The following is a 16,211-nucleotide window of genomic DNA, read 5'->3' on the forward strand; positions in this document are numbered from 1 at the left end:
TCTACCAGCGGCGTGGGCCGATGGATAGTGGGCGCGCATACTCCTCGCCGGTTCGAAGCGACACCCTGTCCCTAATTGTAGGGACTGACGCTTTGGGGACTGGTGGATACTTTCAGCACATCGGCACAATTGCGTCCGAGTGACTGGGGTATCTTTGTGGATCTCACCGTTCTCCTTTTCCTGTTCCAAGACGGAGTTATCAATGGAGCGGTTTATGCGCTCGTTGCGCTTGCTCTCGTGCTTGTTTTCGCAGTCACTCGCGTAATCCTCGTATCGCAGGGGGAATTCGTTGCCTTCGCTGCTCTGACCGTGTCCGCTCTCGAGAATGGCCGGGCACCCGGTACGATCTGGCTTCTCATCACCATGGGATTGCTTGCGGCGGCCTCAGAAATCGTCTTGTTTCGGAAGGATCTTGGCATTGGACGCCTATGTCGCATCGCAGCATTCGATATTGCGTTGCCGGTTGGTCTCGCGTTCCTCACATGGACCGTCGCGCCGCTGAAACTCGGCACGTTCGCGAACAGCGTCGTCGCTATCCTTTTAATCTTGCCGATGGGCTCGATGCTGTATCGCATCGCGTTCCAGCCGATCGCGACAGCCAGCGTGCTGGTCCTGTTGATCGCAGCATTCGGCGTACACTTCTCCCTGATGGGAGTCGGTTTGCTCTTCTTCGGGCCGGAGGGGGTCGGAACGACGCCCTTTTCGGCAGAGAGCTTCTCACTCGGCACGCTGGTTGTGAGCGCTCAAAGCATCCTCGTCGTATGCGTAACGCTCATTGCGCTTTCAGTGTTCGCCGGCTTCTTCAACTGGACGATTTTCGGGAAAGCCCTTCGGGCTTCGGCTTCCAACCGCGTCGGTGCCCGTCTATCCGGGATCCCTGTCGAACTGGCGGGACAGGCCGCCTTCACGATAGCCGCAGGGCTGGGCGCAGTTTCCGGTGTGCTCGTCGGGCCGTTGACGACGATGTATTACGACAGCGGATTCCTGATCGGTCTTAAAGGGTTCGTAGCGGCCATTCTGGGAGGGCTGGTGAGCTTCCCGTTGACGGTCATCGCCGCACTCGTCGTTGGATTTGCCGAGTCGATGTTCTCATTCTGGGCAAGCTCTTTCAAGGAAGTGTTGGTGTTCAGTCTGATCGTCCCAATTCTCCTGTGGCGATCGCTCTATTCGACGTCGGGAGGGCACGGCTGATGGGCGCTGCATCGAAAATGAAGCGCTTCGTTGAGCCTGTTGCATTCCTGCTTGTTCTCGCCCTCGCAGTGAGCGGTGTTCTATCGAGCTTCACGGTTGCATTGATCAATGACATCGCGATTGCCAGTCTCGTTGCACTGGGGCTTGTCGTATTGACGGGCGTTGGCGGGATGACGTCGTTCGGGCAGGCCGCGTTCGTCGGCTTGGGCGCTTACACGACTGCGGTCCTGACTGTCCGGTATGGCCTGTCTCCGTGGCTTGCACTGGCGGCGTCCATCGTCGTCACCGGCGGTTGTGCGCTTTTGATCGGGGCCGTGACGGTGCGGCTTTCCGGTCATTACCTTCCCCTCGGGACGATCGCCTGGGGCATCTCATTCTACTATCTGTTCGGCAATATCGAATGGCTTGGCAGGCACGATGGTATTTCGGGTATTCCTCCACTGACTCTTGGCAACCACGCGATCACCGGCCAGAAAGAGTATCTGATCCTCACCCTCGGCGTCTTGTTCACCGCGATCCTGTTGACACGCAATCTGTTGCGCGGGCGTGTAGGTCGAGCGGTTCGTTCACTGCGGGACGGCACCCATGCGGCCGAGGCGTTCGGCGTTCATCCCAGCACGGTCAAACTCATAGTCTTTGTGTTCGCAGCTATGCTCGCAGCGATCGCTGGTTGGCTGTATGCTCATTTTCAACGGTCTGTATCGCCAGGGCCATTCGGCATTACGGCGGGCACCGAGTATTTGCTGATGGCTGTTCTCGGCGGGGCAGGGCGGATTTACGGTGCGGTTCTGGGTGCCGCTCTCGTCATCCTTCTGCGGGATCAGCTTCAATCTTGGTTGCCGCATCTGCTTGGCGCTGGAAACTATGAAACCATTATCTTCGGTGCCGCGCTCGTTCTGCTGTTGAGAGGTGCGAGCGACGGTCTCTGGGCGAAGATCGCCGGACGTGAGGCTGCGATTGCTTTCGATTCTGCTTCGGGCGTTCTTACCGCTTCCAGAAAAGAACGACCGGCCAAGGACACGAAGTTGCTCGAGCTCCGGCACCTGAAAAAGGTGTTCGGCGGGCTGATCGCTGTGAATGACGTGACATTCGCAGTGCCTGCGGGCCGCATCGTCGGTCTGATCGGCCCGAACGGCGCCGGAAAGAGCACCACTTTCAATCTCGCGACGGGTGTCCTTACGCCCACGAGCGGAGAAGTGTGCTTTTGCGACGAAGCCTTGAAAACGATCTCTCCCCAGGAAATGGCACGGCTCGGCGTGGGTCGTTCGTTTCAACATCCTGAGATCATGACGGACATGAGCGTCGTGGAGAACGTCATGCTTGGTGCCCATCTGCGCGGCCATGCGGGTGCAGTGAAAGCGATGTTGGGACTCGACCGTAAGGAAGAACTTGTACTTCACGCCATTGCCTGGCGGATGCTCCAGCGCACCGGACTTGAAAAAGTCGCCCTGAGCCCTGCTGGGACATTGTCGTTGGGTCAGCTTCGCCTTCTCGAAGTCGCCAGAGCACTCGCTTTGGACCCGCTCATCGTCCTCCTGGATGAGCCGGCTGCCGGTCTGCGAGTCTGCGAAAAACGGGAGTTGGCGAGATTGCTTCGCGAACTAAGACAGGAGGGCGTTGCAGTCCTCATGGTGGAGCATGACATGGATTTCGTTATGAGTCTTGCCGACCACCTTATCGTTCTGGATTTCGGCAACCAGATCGCCGAGGGCGACGCGAACGGAATACGAAGTAATCCGCGGGTTCTCGATGCGTATCTGGGAGGGCCGCGTGAGCAATTCCTTGCTATCGGTAAGCTCCCTTTCGGCGGGTTACGGATCCGCCGAGGTTTTGCATGAAATTTCCATTGATCTCCCGGAGGGGGAGATCGTCACGGTGATCGGTGCGAACGGGGCCGGAAAAACCACGATGCTCAATGCGCTGATCGGCCTGCATCCGAGCACGGGGAGCATCTCATTCGCAGGAACCCCTTTGGAAGGAAAGTCCGTTGAGAAGCGTGTCGGGTCCGGTCTGGGCCTAGTCCCGAAAGGCGCGAATTGTTCTCCGACATGACCGTCGAAGACAACCTGTTGCTCGGCGGGTTTGCGCGCCCGCGTCGCGAGCGTGGGGAGAATTTAGATTCGGTGATGAAGAGATTTCCTCGGTTGCACGAACGGCGGCGGCAGTTGGCTGGTACCTTGTCAGGAGGCGAGCGGCAAATGCTGGCCATGGGACGCGCACTAATGGCCCGCCCGCGGTTGCTGATGCTTGACGAGCCAAGTTTAGGCCTCGCTCCAAAAATCATAAGCGACGTATTTGAACTACTTGTTCAGTTGCGTGAGACAGGCGTGACTATTTTGTTGGTCGAGCAAAATGCCAGGGCGGCGCTCAGGATCGCCGACTACGCATACGTCATGGAATTGGGCAAAGTCACATCATCCGGAATGCCTGCGGATATCGAACAGGACGAACGGTTGGTCGAGAGTTATCTGGGAATTGGCAAAAACACTTACTAACAATGGAGCAGGGAATGAAACGTAACAGGAAAATCGCGATTCTGGCATCCTTCATGAGCATTGCCACCGTTGGCGGCGCCTATGCAGACGTCAAAATCGGCATCACGGTCAGTGCTTCGGGACCCGGCGCATCGCTCGGGCAACCCCAGATGAAGACGGTCGGCGCGCTGCCCAAAGAGATCGCGGGCGAAAAGATCACTTACATCGCACTCGACGACGAGTCGGATCCGACAAAGGGCGCGCAGAACGCCCGTAAGCTGGTGCTGGACGAAAAGGTCGATATCCTCATAGGCTCGTCTCTCTCGCCCGTATCTCTGCCATTGGTCGATATCGCGGCAGAGAATAAAACTCCGCTTCTCACTCTTGCAGCCGCCGCCGCCATCGTCGCGCCGATGGACGAGAAGCGAAAGTGGGCGTTCAAGGTCGTTCCGAACGATGACCTGATGGCTGAAGCGATCCTGAAATACATTGGAAAAACTGGCGTCAAGACGATTGCCTATATCGGCGTCTCTGACGCGTATGGTGAAGGCTATTATAAGGTATTGGCCGATCTTGCGCCGAAGTTGGGCATCAAGCTCCTCGGAAAAGAGGTCTATGCCAGAAGTGACGCGAGCGTCACGGGACAGGTTCTCAAGACGATCTCGTTGAAGCCAGAGGCGGTGTTCATCGCATCGGCTGGTACGCCTGCCGTGCTCCCCCAAAAGGCGCTGCGAGAGCGAGGTTACAAGGGCCCGATTTACCAGACCCACGGTATTGCCACGGACGACTTCGTCAAACTCGGCGGCAAAGATGTCGATGGCGCCATCTTTGCCGGGGAAGCCTACACCATCGCCGACGACCTCGAAGCGGGTAACCCGTTCAAAAAGATCACGTCTGAATACATCGAGGCATACAAGAAGAGCCAGAACCAATCGCCGGTGATTTTCGGAGCCCACCTCTACGACTCGATGCAGCTTGTTGCAAACGCGTTACCGAGCGCTCTGAAGGCAGGCAAACCGGGAACGCCCGAATTTCGATCAGCAATCCGCGACAGCTTGGAGCTAACGAAGAATGTCTATCTAAACAACGGCCTCTCGAACATGAGCCCAGCCGATCACAACGGTTACGATGAGCGGTCGGCTTTCTTGATCAAACTTGATCAAGGAAAGTTCAGGTTGCTGAAGGATTGAGCTCTATGCCGTGAACCATCCGTCACGGATTTGGGCCTCCCGTGTTGGCACGGGAGGCCGTTTTTTGCTTTGGTCTGCGCAGAGAATGCGTCGAGCACTATGCCGAACACCGAGATAACATATGAGCAACGATGTCCCTCCGGGACCGGATTTTATCGACGGCGAATTCAAGACATTCTCTCGAGGGGTGATTGTCGAATGCGGACATTGCGCCCCTGCGGGCATTGTTTTTCACCCCCGCTTTCTGGAGTATTTTGACAGAAGTTCTGCAGCCTATTTCGAGACGGTTGCAGCTTTTCGCTCAGTGCGCTCCAACGTGACTTCGGATTTGCGGGATTTCCCATCGTGGAATCGACGGTTCACTTCGATGGGCTGTGCGCTACGATGATCTTATTGTCATTCACCGCAATCTCTGCGATCCGGAACTCCAGTTTTGACATAAGGCACTGCGGCGTTAATCGAAATCAAATGGCCGCGAGATGCTTCCAAACACGTGTTTGGCGCGCTTCATCTGCCGATAAAGGGCTTCGATCAAGTCCTGTTCCGGAACAGATCATCGCTTCGGTCCGGCGGTAAATTCACATTCGGTCATGAAGTTCTGGCTTTGACTTCATTCCATGCGACAGGAAGTGAGAGCAGGCCTCGGAAAGCCCAGCCACCGAGCTTGACTGCGTTGCGGTCCGTGATCCGCAGATTTGTCAGCCTGGCGAACATCTGTGGAAGTGCCACCTCGGCGACCATCGCTCTGGAAGCCCAAGCTCCCGCACAGAAATGGGGACCGGCGCCAAAGGCGACGCTTTTCGAAGTATCCCGCTTCACGTCAAAGCTGTCGGCCCGATCGAAATAAGACTCATCCCGATTGGCTGAACTGTAAAAAAGGAAAATACGATCGCCCTCGTCAAAGCGTACGTCGCGGATCGACCAAGACTTGGCGATACGCCGCGGAACCATGCCAATTGGCGATATCCATCGGGCGTACTCCTCGAAAGCGTTGAGCCATGAGGCATCGCCCTTTCTCACTGCAGCAAGCTGGTCGGGATCATCAAGGAGCGCCCATGTTGTGCCTGCAATCGCGTCACGGGGCTCGTTTTGGCCTCCGCTAATCGCAAGCTTGATGTTGGCGCGTACACTGTCCATAGGCATCCCCGAAGCAACCATCGTGCTGAGGAGGCTCAGATTAGGGTGCCTCTCCAGCACTGGGAGCATGTCGTCGATGGCGGCGTCGATGCCCGCAGTGGCTTCGTGACACCGGGCTTCCGCGGCGGGATCGCCCGTATAATTGGAAATGCCGTCGATCATCCCTTGAGACCAGGCGTTCATGTCCTGGTAGCGCATGTTTGTTAGTCCCGTGATGGACTTTAGGCATTCAGCGGAGAATGGCAGTGCAATGTCGGCGACGAAATCTGCGTGACCGTCATTCGGTAGACTGGAAATGAGCGCGTCGGCGTGTGCGCGAAATTGTTCGAGCCACTGGGTTGCAACCGCCTTCGGCGATACGGCTTTGAAGAACGGTTGGCGCTCCTTGAGATGGGCTTCGCCGTCTTTGCGCATCATGTTTTGTCCCATCAGCTTCGTCATGAGACCGGTGGGCTGATCAGAACTGAATACGTCGATCATTTTCTCGCAGGCGAAAATATCGTCTCGACCGCACAACACGGTACTGCCTAGCTGGTTGATGTGCGCGATAGGTGTATCTCGTCTCAGCCTCGACAAAGTCGGGTAGGGGTCCTTCCAGAATTCCGAGACGTCAATATCGATCCGGGGGGCGTTGCTCACGTTCCAGTCCTCAGCTTAGCTGGGAATCACGCTAGACGGCTTTGCTATCGCCGTCTGTCCCCATAGCTTGGGACAAGTTGAGATTGCCGCCTCCGAGCTTTATCACTGAGCAAAACCTGCATCGCGCTCCCGAAGATGGTCCTTGTAGCTGTGTCGCAAGGAGTGGATCGTCTGCTTCAGCGGAACATGAACGGCCTGCGGCTTTCATCAATCGAAGTAAGCGCTGCACGTCTTCGACTTGCAGATGGGCGATTTCGCCGAGGCGTGCGCCTGTGAGGGCACAAAGCAAGGGAATATACTTGTCGTCCGGACGCTTGCATCGGGCTGCAACTGGAACTTGTTCAGGTTTTCGATCGGCAGGCCCTCGCGGCGGACTGCAGCGGATGCGCTTCGTGGATGCGTGACGTAAAGATCTTCATGTGCAAGCGAGAATACGTCATGCGCGTACGTCGCTCGGATCACCTTCCAAACCGCGCGAAACTGGCTGAGATATTCTGCTCGCGTAGCCTTGGGTCCGTCGCCCAGCTCTTCGGCAGAGAAGGCCGAGAGATGTCGCATAGGTCTGGACGTCGAGCGGAGAATGTTCAGAGATGCGCTTGTCGCCGATGATCGAGGCGAACGACGCGGTAGCCCGTCGCAGGCGTGCGATGTAGCCTTCTGACTTTTGATCAAGTGCATCCGCTTTCGCTGCGATCACCATCTCAGCGGCGACGCTCAGTATCGGCAGCTCCCCGGTGATCGGTTTCGACTGTGCCATGCGGTCTAGCATTCGGTCGTACGTTGACTTCTCATGCACGGGGATGGACTGGTCGGATAGGAAGTCGCTCGGCCTTGCTCGATGTCGTTGATCGCGCCACTGGCTCGCAGCGCGTCGAAGTTTGCGCGCGATTCTTGGTTCTTTAGGTCGGCCAATTGGGACGCGAGCTCGGCGAGCGCATCACGGTATCTCTAGACATTTCGACGATCCCCATTTGTGCTGTCGCGTATCCCGCAAGAATGCGTGAACGACGTGTTGCCTCCGCCAACGGGAGCGGCCCGAGGCGAATTCGGACGGGGCAGCACCATACTTGTGAGGAATTGTTTCTGGATCGCGAGTTGGAACGTCCAACCGCTTTTACCTCGAAGCCAAAGGAAATCGGGCATGTGTAGGAACCCGTGTAGGCTACACAGTCCGGACAGCGTCTCTCTCAATGATTTCAATGGCTTGAGCTTGGCGCTCCCTAGCGGAATCGAACCGCTCTCTCCACCGTGAAAGGGTGGCGTCCTAACCGATAGACGAAGGGAGCAAAAATGCCGGTCCAACCAACGCCCGGGATCGGGGCTGAAGACCGTCACTTCGCACGGTTATGTAAAAACGACTGGAACATCAGTGCGTTATGATGTCAGCCGGGCGCTGGATGAAGCCATAAGCAAATCAATTCAGCGCCAGTGGGCGAACGTATAGTGACCTTTGGCGGGGTCGGCAAGTCATCTGATGCGGTATCTTTGCAAACAATCCCATCGCCGTGGATAAGCCGCCGCGCGGTCCCCATCGGCAAGTTGACGCAGGATCGCAACGCTTCTTAAAGCCCGCCGTTTTAAAGGAGAAAGGGGACGCGGAGAGTGCCATGGCAGTGACGAAGAAGCGCGATGTGCGGCGGTCAGTTCATCAGGCTGGATGGATCACGCTCGATGGCGGCTTCGCGGCACGGCCATGCAATGTGCTCGACCTGTCAACCACGGGCGCCAAGCTGGTGGTGGAAGATCCGACGTCCGTGAGCAACAAGATGCGGCTTGCCTTTACCCGCGATGCACGTACCGGGCGCAACTGCGAAGTGGTCTGGCGACGCGGGAAGACGCTGGGCGTTCGCTTCATCGGATGAACATCGTGCGTCCGGAAATCCTCGTTCCCGTGCTGATGAGCTGCGCGCTCCTGTGGTGGATCGGCCGCGGCATGGGTTGGACCACGCGCCTGACAGTTGTGAGCATCACCCTGGTCATCATCGTCGCGGTGCTGTGGATCGAACGGGCGATGCAATAGCTCTCATGTGAGAGGCGGGGACACCCAGGTCACGAAACCGGGTCGCTCGGCGATACTTTCATACCAGCGCTGGAGATGTGGGAGAGCAGGGCGCTCGATGCCTTCCACACCGAACCATCGCCGCGCGTAACAACCGATGGCGAGGTCCGCGAGACTGAAGGCGTCGCCTTCGAGATAGACGCGCCCGTCCAGGTGCTTTTCGATCATCGTCCACAACTTGGCGTTTTCTTCCGCAGCCTCTCGCAGCTCGGCCATATCGCGCGCGTGCGGCGGGGTTCGCACCAGCCCCCAGAACAAGGGGCGCTCCGCCGGCTGCAACGTCGTCAAAATCCAATCGAGCCAGCGTTCGATTCCGGCACGCGTTTTTGGCTCGGTCGGATAAAGCTGGTGAGCATCATCGAAGCTGAGCGCAAGATATCGGATGATCGCATTCGATTCCCACAGCGTGAAATCTCCGTGGCAAAGCGTCGGAACGCGGCCGTTGGGATTCATCGCGAGATAGTCGGGATCGCCGTTGCGGCCGAACTGCATGCCGGCGTCGATGCGCTCGAAAGACAGATCGAGTTCATGACAGCACCACAGGACTTTCTGCACATTCACCGAATTGGCTCGGCCCCATAGTTGGAGCGGCGGCGATGGCGTTCGGGGCACGGCGTTTCCTCGGAATTTGTTTGGTCGCTCAGGTGTAGCCAACCCCTGCAGTATCCCACAAGCGCGTGTTTCTCGTATCTGGCATGTGTGCATGCCCATACAAAAACGGGCCCCGCAAATGCGAGGCCCGTCTCTGTCGTATCTCGTCTGGCCAGGTCAGCGACCGAAGAACAGCCAGAGCAGAATGATCACTGGAATCGGCACACCCAGCATCCAAAGCAAAATTCCGCGTCCCATATCTCAGCCTCCATGAAATCAACGTCGCATCACTAACGACATCGATGTCACCGGGTTCCAGTATGGGAGCCGATGCGTGATGTTTTGTTATTCGGCTTACCAGTGACCCGTATTCTGCATGGACGTCCATGGCTCCTGCGGCGGCAATGCATTGCCTTTCTGAAGGAGTTCGATGGAGTGCAGGTCGGGCGAACGAACGAAAGCCATCTGTCCATCACGCGGAGGGCGGTTGATGGTGATGCCAAGCTTCATCAGGCGATCGCAGGTCGCGTAGATATCATCGACCTCATAAGCGAGGTGGCCGAAATAGCGGTCTTCGCCGTAACGTTCTTCGTCCCAATTGTAAGTCAGCTCGACCAGCGGCGCTCCACGCCCCTGCTGTCCGGCCAGCGGCGCAACGTCTTCGTCGGCGGCCAGAAACACGAGCGTGAACCTGGCCTTGTCGTTATCGACGCGGCGGACCTCCTGCAGGCCGAGCGCATCCCGGTAAAATGTCAGGGCAGCATCCAGATTGCGGACGCGAAGCATGGTGTGAAGATAGCGCATGTCGAAAGCTCCATGGGGGCAGCCGGGGCCGGGGGGCGATCGCCTAGCATAGCAGCCTATGACGACACGTGGCAGAGCCGATCGGGGATCGCGCACAGATATGGATGTCAGGCGGACACGTCGATAATGGCGGGCGTGTCGATTTCACGTTTGTGCCAGACCGTCAGATCTTTGCGCGGGTGGCTCCACGCATATTCATCGCCGGATGCTGCGAGATGCTTGAGGGCCATGGCGTGGGCCTGATCTTCACTCGCGGCTTCGACCACGATCTCCGTCGATTCCTCGATGGAGCGGACGACCACGACGCTGTAAAATTTTCTCGACATGACAGGACAACGAGAAAGGGTAAGGGGCGTTCCAAGTCCGCGCGGCCATCACTGGATCACAACGTGGTCAGATGGGTGCGATACTCAGATGACGATCGTCGATTTTTTCATGCGTGATATCGACGACTGCGCCGGGAAAGCGGACGGGCTCGCCGGCCTGATCGAACGTGCAGTTGCCGCGCGCATAGATCCAGTGTGTTTCGCCATGCGCGACAACGCGGTATTCCATCGAAAAGACTTCTCCGGGTTTCATCGTTTGACGGATCATTGCTGAAACCTGATCGAGATCGTCGGGATGGATCGCGTCCAGCCAAACCCTCAATGGAGCGCCTTGTGCGGCCTGCTGATCGGTGAGGCCGAACAGGCGGGCAAACGAGCCTTCTGCATAGACCCTGTCATTGAGGATGTCCCAGTCCCAGGTGCCGACAAGCCGTGTCCGGATATCTCCGCCGTCGTCAAAGCGCGCGCCCGCCTGCGTGGCTTCCAAAGCCGCCATGCGCAGGATTTGAGCGAGGATATCGTGCCGCTCTGATCCAGCCGACTCGGCAAGTTCGCGGCAGATGTCGGATATCGCTCGTCCTCGCATCAGGCTGGACTCCGGAACTAATAACCCGATAAATCGTAGTAATATTGGTGTTAGATTTTATTCAATGTGATGTGCAGGAGAAGGTTCCAAAACTTCATCGCACAACTTGGGAGTGATCGTCGTGTGGCGGTTTGGTCGGGCTTCGGACGCGGAAGCCCTGAAAATGGTTGTCGCTTACCTCAGCATTAATGAGCCAGAACGTCGTCGCGAGATTTTTTTGCTCGCGGAGAAATACGCAAAAGAGACCGCGGCATTGCCGCTCTCTCAGGACAACTTCGAAAAGAAGTGATCGTCCGCCCGCACGCTGCGCAAAAATGCGCCCGCATTAACAACTGCAAACGCGTTCGGTAAAATCCGGATAGGCCGGTAACCCTCATCAGTTAGGTTAAAATCCGACTCTAGTTGCACGTAAAGCGGCGTTGGATATGGATGATCTCATGCGAGGGTCATGTCATGTCCGCTTCGTTTCACAATGCCGATAAGCCTACACATCGTCGCGTTATGCTGGTGGGATTTTTGTTCTGCGCTGCATTTGTTGCGGTGAGTTTCTTCGCTCGTCCGCAACCGCAGACAGACCATGTGCTGCTCAAGGCGGATAAGATCGTGCGGACGGCCGGGCAGGCGGTTGCGACGAACTAACGTCGAGCTTCCGGGAATTTTACCGTAACACGCGCGTGGTCTTAGACCCTGCGGTCGAGCGCTGGTGAAGTATGTCCATCAACGGAAGTGTCGCCGTTTTCGTAGGCTTTACGCGCCTGCAGTTGGTCCCATGCGCCTTTGCGAAGATAGAGCTCGCCATAAGGCGGCGGGTTAGCCTGCACGTTGATGGTGGGAATGATCAGCGCTCGTGAGTTCATCCGCGTTAATGCGCATCGCGGTATTCGGTTCGGAAGCAACCTGACGCTTGGTTAATGGTCTGGCGCGAAATTCCGCGCGATTTGATGCACACTTATGCGTCAAAAAACAGCGCCCTAACAGGGCGCTGTTGGACATCTCTTCCGCAGATACTTCAGATTCCCATCGGTACGCCGTAGTAATCGTTCACCGCTCGGGCGCGTGATGTATCGGCCCAATTCCAGCTATTGTCGTTGCCATATTTCGGCGCTTTCTCCAGCTGTTCTTGCGTCACGCCGGTGCGATAACCGCCGAGCGCCGTATCATATTTGAGGGACTGCCACGGGAGCGGATAGTGATCGTCGCCAATGCCAAGAAAGCCGCCGAATGAGAGCACGGCGTAAGACACGCGCCCGCTCTTCTTGTCGATCATGACGCGCTCGATCGATCCAATCTTGCGATCATCGGCACCATATACAGCCGTGCCTTCGACCTTGTCGCTGCCGATGAGGTTGCCCTGTTCGTTTGCTTCGGTTGCCATGCCACGTCTCCATGATGTTCATGGTCCAACCGGCGGTCATCCGAAACGTTCCCGACGCGACTAGCGGCTAGCGACCAAGCGAAGTCGGGGCTTCAAAGAGTCCCTGAGCTTGTCATTCAGCTGCTGCACGCGGGGATCACGCGAGCGTGCCGCACAGGTCGAAAATTGATTGACGGACCGCACGAGAGCTTCGCGCTCTTCACGTGTACGCGTCACTTGTGGATGCGCAAGACGCAACACCATCCCACCAAGGCCCACCAGCAATTCGTCCAGCGCCGTGTCGATCCTTGCGATCTGCTCCATCATCACTGTCACTCCCATCCGCAACGCGCCTTCGGCACCTCGTCATCCTGGGAAAGAAAGCGTCGGCTTTGCGGGCCGTTCCGCCTTGCAGGCCGACATGCTGAACGAAGCGTAAAACAGAGGGCATCACAATCGCGGGAACCGTTTCGCGGCGTGTCGCAAGCCGTGAAACCAACAAAATCGAAACGCGTTAATTGCCGATCATGCTGGAGAGGATGTGACATGAAGAAAGCAGCAATCATTCTGGCGTCGCTTGCCGCGATTGGAACGGCAACAATCGCGGCACCTGCAGAAGCCCACGGCTGGCGTCATGGCTATGGCGGGTGGGGCCCCGGACCTGCGATCGGCTTCGGTATCGCAGCTGGAGCGCTCGCTGCGGGGGCTTACGGCCCGTATTATGGCCCGCGCTATTATGGACCGCGTTATGGCTATTACGGTCCGCGCTATTACCGTCCCGCATATTATGGCGGCTATTACGGCCCGCGATATGGCTATGGCGGTCCGCGCTACTATCGCAGTTACGGTTACTGGTAAGCGAAATGAAATCGACGCGAAGGCGCGCCGCACCTTCGCGTCAATTCACGCTCTAGATCGAGCTTATCTCGACGACGACTTGCGTTCCGGCGGTGGTGTTACGAACTCGTTCCAATCGGTTGATCGAACCTGCTCGATGACGCGGTCATAGTAGGTTTCCCGCTCGCGCGTGAGACGCGCCTGTTTATTGCGGAATGCAGCGACGCGACGTTCGATGTCCTGGCGGGCAGCTAAAAGTCTCTGGTCGTCCATCTATTTTCTTCTTGTTCTGGTCGAAATCGGCCTTGGCATTAAGGCGCGAGACGGAGCGGCTAAGGCCACCCGGGCAGATGCCATGCCAGCGCAACGGGTAAGAGGGCCACAGCCAACGCTTACGCCATCAATTTGTTCCATTGTGACATCAAGCTGTCACAGGTTCCTTGCTCGGCTAAATTGTTCCCTAAACGTTCTATGTAAGTCCATATCTCGTTGTCCATCGCAATCGCGTGCGTCGGCAGGATTTGAGAACTGTCATGGAGAGCCCGAGATCGATCGGCTATATAGCCGCATCAACTGGATCGGGACGGGGCATGAGCAAGCAGGCAATGCGCGAAGAAGCGGAGCGTTTGATCCGCGAGTCGATGGAGCGGAAAACCCTGGTGGTGAAACAGGGGGACACACGCATTATGTCCACATGCGGGAAATGCGGGGCGGAGAACAAGGTGTCGGCGCCGAAAGGTGTTTCGCGCGTGTCGTTCAACTGCAAGGAATGCGGTCACGCGCAGGTCACGCTCTGACGCTACAATTCCGTCAAACGGCTTGAAAATTGCTTTGTATTTTTGACGGTTCGGGGCGAGATTGGCGCAGCAAGCTTGGATGTGGCCTCACGGCACAGCGAGCGAAAGATCTTACCCTGCGGACTGGTATCTGGTGTTTGGGCGTCGGGGATCGTAATGCGTATTGGTCTATCGCTTTTGTCCGGAATTCTGGTCACGGCGGCTGCCGCCATGACCTTCGCGTCATCTTGTGACGCCCAATCCATCAGGACATCGGAACCGCTGATCCTCGCGCCATATGAAAGCGCGCTGGTCTATGACGGATCCTGCTCGGCGGGGAAGGTTTTGAAGGTCACAGGCTCCATTCGTGGCCTGCGACGAAAAAAGACCTGCGTGGCTCTCGGCGACACGCAGGCGTCGCTCGGCTTCATCATCCAGTAAAGCGACAGCCTCCGATGTCCGCGATCGGGGCAATCACCCGTTAAGGCTTTGGCCAAGCTCCGCTTGGGCAGCGCGCAAGGGGTGATAGCCTCGGTCCATGATCAGGCTCGTCCCAGTAGCGACGGTTCTCGCGGCGGACACCGAAAGCGGTGTCCGGCCGGCTGCCAAGATCAATCCCGAGGACGAGACCCAGCGCAATTACTGGGCGTATCGGCTGAGCGTGTCCTCCGACGATCTCAATGCGGCCATCGAGGCTGTCGGCCCGTCCGTGGCTGCCATCAGGCGCCATCTGGGCAAGTGACCGTCGTACCCGGCCAAAAAGGCGAAAGCCCCGCCGGGGAGGACGGGGCTTCCTGAAATAGGAGCATCGGGGAAGTTGCTCCGTCTTCACAATCTTTCGGGATCGGATTCGTTCCGCAGCGACGCGCGAATGCGCGCCTGCATGTGGTCGTAATAGGCACCGCGCTCATGTTGCAGCTGGGCCTGCCTGGCCTTGAACGCCGCCACGCGCTTGCCGATATCCGTGCGCTCAGATGCCGAGGTGTAGATGGAGGCGTGGCCTGTCAGTGACGCCAGGATCGTTTGTGCGGCGGGAATTTCGTTGGGCTGACCGGTCGCGAGGTCTTGCACTGTCACCTCGTCGATCTCGGCAGGCGATGCAGATGAAGCGCCGGGCGTTGCAACGTCGATCAGCTCTGCGTCCGGCTCCGGTGTGAGCGGATCTCGCGCAGAGTGAAGTCCCAGTTTTTGTGCTGCGGCCGGATGCGCGGCAGTGACCTGCTGCACGAATGCAAGTGTCTGTGCCACCAACCGGTCACGCTCTTCTTTCCAAGATGCCATGACGCGTTTCCTCTACCCTGGAACGATTGTCGTCGCAGCCACAATCGGGCGTCAACCTTACCAAGATGCAGTCGAGTTCAGTGGATGAGGCGCGTGATACGCTTGCGGCGCGCTTGTGATCTCGCTAGTTCGGACGAAACGGGAGAATTCCATGACGACAATCGATCTGGATTCGTTGAGCATCGAGCAGCTTGCAGCCTTGCGTGACCAGGCCACCGACAAACTGGCCGAGAAAGTCGCCGCCCGACAGGCCGAACTCGAAGCGGAACTCGACAAACTCGCGCAATACGGGAAGGTCGTGAAGAAGTCTCAGGCTACACCGGTGGCTAAGACAAAAAAGGATGAGGCCGCCAAATCGGACAATACGGCGTCCGACGTGTCGCGAGCAGCCTGACCTCCGGATACAACTGATAACTGCGAGCCGGTGCGGCTCTCAGTCGCTTGATAATGAGCGGTGCGTTAGCACCACTCTAATTCGATTTAATTGTTTTAGATGATCGTGCCCAATGCATGTTTTTATGCATCACCGACAGGAGCACGCGCGTTTTGTATCGGAGTGCGTAATGTATACGCCTGACCTCAAGTCTCTCTCGGTTCCGCAATTGCTCGCCTTGCGCGAGGATATCGACAAGCAGCTGCTCGCACATCGCGACGAGCTGCAAGCGCAGCTCGCTCAGATCGGCACAGTGAACGGAAGGGGCGGGCCAACCCGCGGCGTGAAGATCGCTCCAAAATATCGCCATCCCAAGACGGGCGAAACCTGGACCGGGCGGGGCGGTGTCGCGGGCTGGCTTGCGAAGGAAATTGCTGCTGGACGCAACCGCGAAGAATTTCTGATCGACAATGCTGCGAAGGGGTCTCGGTCGCGAACGAAATAGAACTGTTCGAGATCGTGATGGTTCATCAGCACTCAAGGCATGACGTTCGCGTCTGATTGCGGCAACCTGCATCCCGTACAACAGTCTA

General features: G+C 57.5%; 23 protein-coding genes, 1 tRNA gene and 1 pseudogene. 14 read left to right on the plus strand and 11 right to left on the minus strand.

Going from position 1 to position 16,211, the window contains the following annotated elements; all coding sequences use genetic code 11:
* Positions 1-156 precede the first annotated feature (156 nt).
* The 4 genes and pseudogenes from RPMA_RS14565 (at position 157) to RPMA_RS14580 (ending at position 4,855) form a co-directional block, all read left to right on the plus strand.
* The gene (locus RPMA_RS14565) at positions 157-1,191 is read left to right on the plus strand and encodes a branched-chain amino acid ABC transporter permease (protein ID WP_211913667.1); all 1,035 of its coding nucleotides are present in this window, start codon (positions 157-159) and stop codon (positions 1,189-1,191) included.
* Complete coding sequence (locus RPMA_RS14570) at positions 1,191-3,029, plus strand: branched-chain amino acid ABC transporter ATP-binding protein/permease (protein WP_249225190.1); 1,839 nt, start codon at positions 1,191-1,193, stop codon at positions 3,027-3,029. Before RPMA_RS14565 ends, RPMA_RS14570 begins: the two co-directional genes overlap by 1 nt.
* Positions 2,941-3,686 (plus strand): annotated as a pseudogene (locus RPMA_RS14575) (ABC transporter ATP-binding protein). Before RPMA_RS14570 ends, RPMA_RS14575 begins: the two are co-directional and overlap by 89 nt.
* A 14-nt stretch (positions 3,687-3,700) precedes the next feature.
* A complete protein-coding gene (locus RPMA_RS14580; RefSeq protein ID WP_408056441.1) occupies positions 3,701-4,855 on the plus strand; it encodes an ABC transporter substrate-binding protein in 1,155 nt (384 codons plus the stop codon).
* 588 nt (positions 4,856-5,443) lie between these two features.
* Here RPMA_RS14580 and RPMA_RS14585 read toward each other — a convergent pair.
* The 3 genes from RPMA_RS14585 to RPMA_RS14595 form a co-directional block, all read right to left on the minus strand.
* A complete protein-coding gene (locus RPMA_RS14585; protein WP_211907980.1) occupies positions 5,444-6,631 on the minus strand; it encodes a cytochrome P450 in 1,188 nt (395 codons plus the stop codon).
* Between the two features lie 436 nt (positions 6,632-7,067).
* Positions 7,068-7,388 (minus strand): hypothetical protein, encoded by a 321-nt coding sequence (locus RPMA_RS14590; protein ID WP_211907981.1) that lies wholly within the window; start codon positions 7,386-7,388, stop codon positions 7,068-7,070.
* A gap of 454 nt (positions 7,389-7,842) precedes the next feature.
* A tRNA-Glu gene (locus RPMA_RS14595) sits at positions 7,843-7,917 on the minus strand.
* A gap of 321 nt (positions 7,918-8,238) precedes the next feature.
* Between RPMA_RS14595 and RPMA_RS14600 the strand changes: the two genes are divergently transcribed.
* Both RPMA_RS14600 and RPMA_RS14605 read left to right on the plus strand, forming a co-directional pair.
* Complete coding sequence (locus RPMA_RS14600; protein WP_211907989.1) at positions 8,239-8,493, plus strand: PilZ domain-containing protein; 255 nt, start codon at positions 8,239-8,241, stop codon at positions 8,491-8,493.
* Complete coding sequence (locus tag RPMA_RS14605) at positions 8,490-8,651, plus strand: hypothetical protein (RefSeq protein WP_211907991.1); 162 nt, start codon at positions 8,490-8,492, stop codon at positions 8,649-8,651. Before RPMA_RS14600 ends, RPMA_RS14605 begins: the two co-directional genes overlap by 4 nt.
* 3 nt (positions 8,652-8,654) lie before the next feature.
* Here RPMA_RS14605 and RPMA_RS14610 read toward each other — a convergent pair whose 3' ends face one another.
* The 4 genes from RPMA_RS14610 to RPMA_RS14625 all read right to left on the minus strand — a co-directional run bounded on the left by RPMA_RS14610 (position 8,655) and on the right by RPMA_RS14625 (position 10,907).
* Positions 8,655-9,302 carry a glutathione S-transferase family protein gene (locus tag RPMA_RS14610; RefSeq protein ID WP_249225727.1) on the minus strand — a complete coding sequence of 216 codons (648 nt, stop codon included), beginning with the start codon at positions 9,300-9,302 and terminating at the stop codon, positions 8,655-8,657.
* A gap of 333 nt (positions 9,303-9,635) precedes the next feature.
* Positions 9,636-10,085 (minus strand): VOC family protein, encoded by a 450-nt coding sequence (locus RPMA_RS14615; protein WP_211907999.1) that lies wholly within the window; start codon positions 10,083-10,085, stop codon positions 9,636-9,638.
* A 107-nt stretch (positions 10,086-10,192) separates the two neighbouring features.
* The gene (locus tag RPMA_RS14620) at positions 10,193-10,411 is read right to left on the minus strand and encodes a hypothetical protein (RefSeq protein WP_211908001.1); all 219 of its coding nucleotides are present in this window, start codon (positions 10,409-10,411) and stop codon (positions 10,193-10,195) included.
* A 67-nt stretch (positions 10,412-10,478) separates the two neighbouring features.
* On the minus strand, positions 10,479-10,907 hold the full coding sequence (locus RPMA_RS14625; RefSeq protein WP_211908009.1) for a PAS domain-containing protein: 429 nt from the start codon (positions 10,905-10,907) through the stop codon (positions 10,479-10,481).
* Positions 10,908-11,109: 202 nt separating this feature from the next.
* Here RPMA_RS14625 and RPMA_RS14630 point away from each other — a divergent pair, with 202 nt between their 5' ends.
* Both RPMA_RS14630 and RPMA_RS14635 read left to right on the plus strand, forming a co-directional pair.
* Positions 11,110-11,286, plus strand: coding sequence for a hypothetical protein (locus tag RPMA_RS14630; RefSeq protein WP_211908011.1), 177 nt, complete (start codon positions 11,110-11,112; stop codon positions 11,284-11,286).
* Positions 11,287-11,450: 164 nt separating this feature from the next.
* Positions 11,451-11,636, plus strand: a complete 186-nt coding sequence (locus RPMA_RS14635) for a hypothetical protein (RefSeq protein WP_211913862.1) — start codon at positions 11,451-11,453, stop codon at positions 11,634-11,636.
* 370 nt (positions 11,637-12,006) lie between these two features.
* On the opposite strand, the gene RPMA_RS14640 is transcribed toward RPMA_RS14635, so the two are convergent.
* Positions 12,007-12,372 (minus strand): PRC-barrel domain-containing protein, encoded by a 366-nt coding sequence (locus tag RPMA_RS14640; protein ID WP_211908013.1) that lies wholly within the window; start codon positions 12,370-12,372, stop codon positions 12,007-12,009.
* A gap of 60 nt (positions 12,373-12,432) precedes the next feature.
* A complete protein-coding gene (locus RPMA_RS14645) occupies positions 12,433-12,678 on the minus strand; it encodes a hypothetical protein (protein WP_328516518.1) in 246 nt (81 codons plus the stop codon).
* Between the two features lie 219 nt (positions 12,679-12,897).
* On the opposite strand from RPMA_RS14645, the gene RPMA_RS14650 reads away from it, so the two are divergent.
* Positions 12,898-13,209, plus strand: a complete 312-nt coding sequence (locus RPMA_RS14650; protein ID WP_211908015.1) for a hypothetical protein — start codon at positions 12,898-12,900, stop codon at positions 13,207-13,209.
* Between the two features lie 63 nt (positions 13,210-13,272).
* Here RPMA_RS14650 and RPMA_RS14655 read toward each other — a convergent pair whose 3' ends face one another.
* Positions 13,273-13,461 carry a hypothetical protein gene (locus tag RPMA_RS14655; RefSeq protein WP_211908017.1) on the minus strand — a complete coding sequence of 63 codons (189 nt, stop codon included), beginning with the start codon at positions 13,459-13,461 and terminating at the stop codon, positions 13,273-13,275.
* 317 nt (positions 13,462-13,778) lie between these two features.
* On the opposite strand from RPMA_RS14655, the gene RPMA_RS14660 reads away from it, so the two are divergent.
* From RPMA_RS14660 to RPMA_RS14670, 3 genes are all read left to right on the plus strand, one after another.
* Positions 13,779-13,985 (plus strand): hypothetical protein, encoded by a 207-nt coding sequence (locus RPMA_RS14660; protein WP_211908019.1) that lies wholly within the window; start codon positions 13,779-13,781, stop codon positions 13,983-13,985.
* A gap of 156 nt (positions 13,986-14,141) precedes the next feature.
* Entirely contained in the window at positions 14,142-14,405 is a 264-nt protein-coding gene (locus tag RPMA_RS14665) for a DUF6719 family protein (RefSeq protein ID WP_249225191.1), read from the plus strand.
* Positions 14,406-14,502: 97 nt separating this feature from the next.
* Entirely contained in the window at positions 14,503-14,706 is a 204-nt protein-coding gene (locus RPMA_RS14670; protein WP_211908021.1) for a DUF3606 domain-containing protein, read from the plus strand.
* 86 nt (positions 14,707-14,792) lie between these two features.
* Here RPMA_RS14670 and RPMA_RS14675 read toward each other — a convergent pair whose 3' ends face one another.
* Positions 14,793-15,245: a hypothetical protein gene (locus RPMA_RS14675; RefSeq protein WP_211908023.1), complete on the minus strand. Its 453-nt coding sequence runs from the start codon at positions 15,243-15,245 to the stop codon at positions 14,793-14,795.
* A 151-nt stretch (positions 15,246-15,396) separates the two neighbouring features.
* Here RPMA_RS14675 and RPMA_RS14680 point away from each other — a divergent pair, with 151 nt between their 5' ends.
* Both RPMA_RS14680 and RPMA_RS28325 read left to right on the plus strand, forming a co-directional pair.
* Positions 15,397-15,639: a hypothetical protein gene (locus tag RPMA_RS14680; protein WP_211908025.1), complete on the plus strand. Its 243-nt coding sequence runs from the start codon at positions 15,397-15,399 to the stop codon at positions 15,637-15,639.
* Between the two features lie 169 nt (positions 15,640-15,808).
* Positions 15,809-16,123 (plus strand): H-NS histone family protein, encoded by a 315-nt coding sequence (locus RPMA_RS28325; protein WP_211908033.1) that lies wholly within the window; start codon positions 15,809-15,811, stop codon positions 16,121-16,123.
* Positions 16,124-16,211 lie beyond the last annotated feature (88 nt).

The sequence above is a fragment of the Tardiphaga alba genome, from assembly GCF_018279705.1.
GTDB lineage: Bacteria > Pseudomonadota > Alphaproteobacteria > Rhizobiales > Xanthobacteraceae > Tardiphaga > Tardiphaga alba.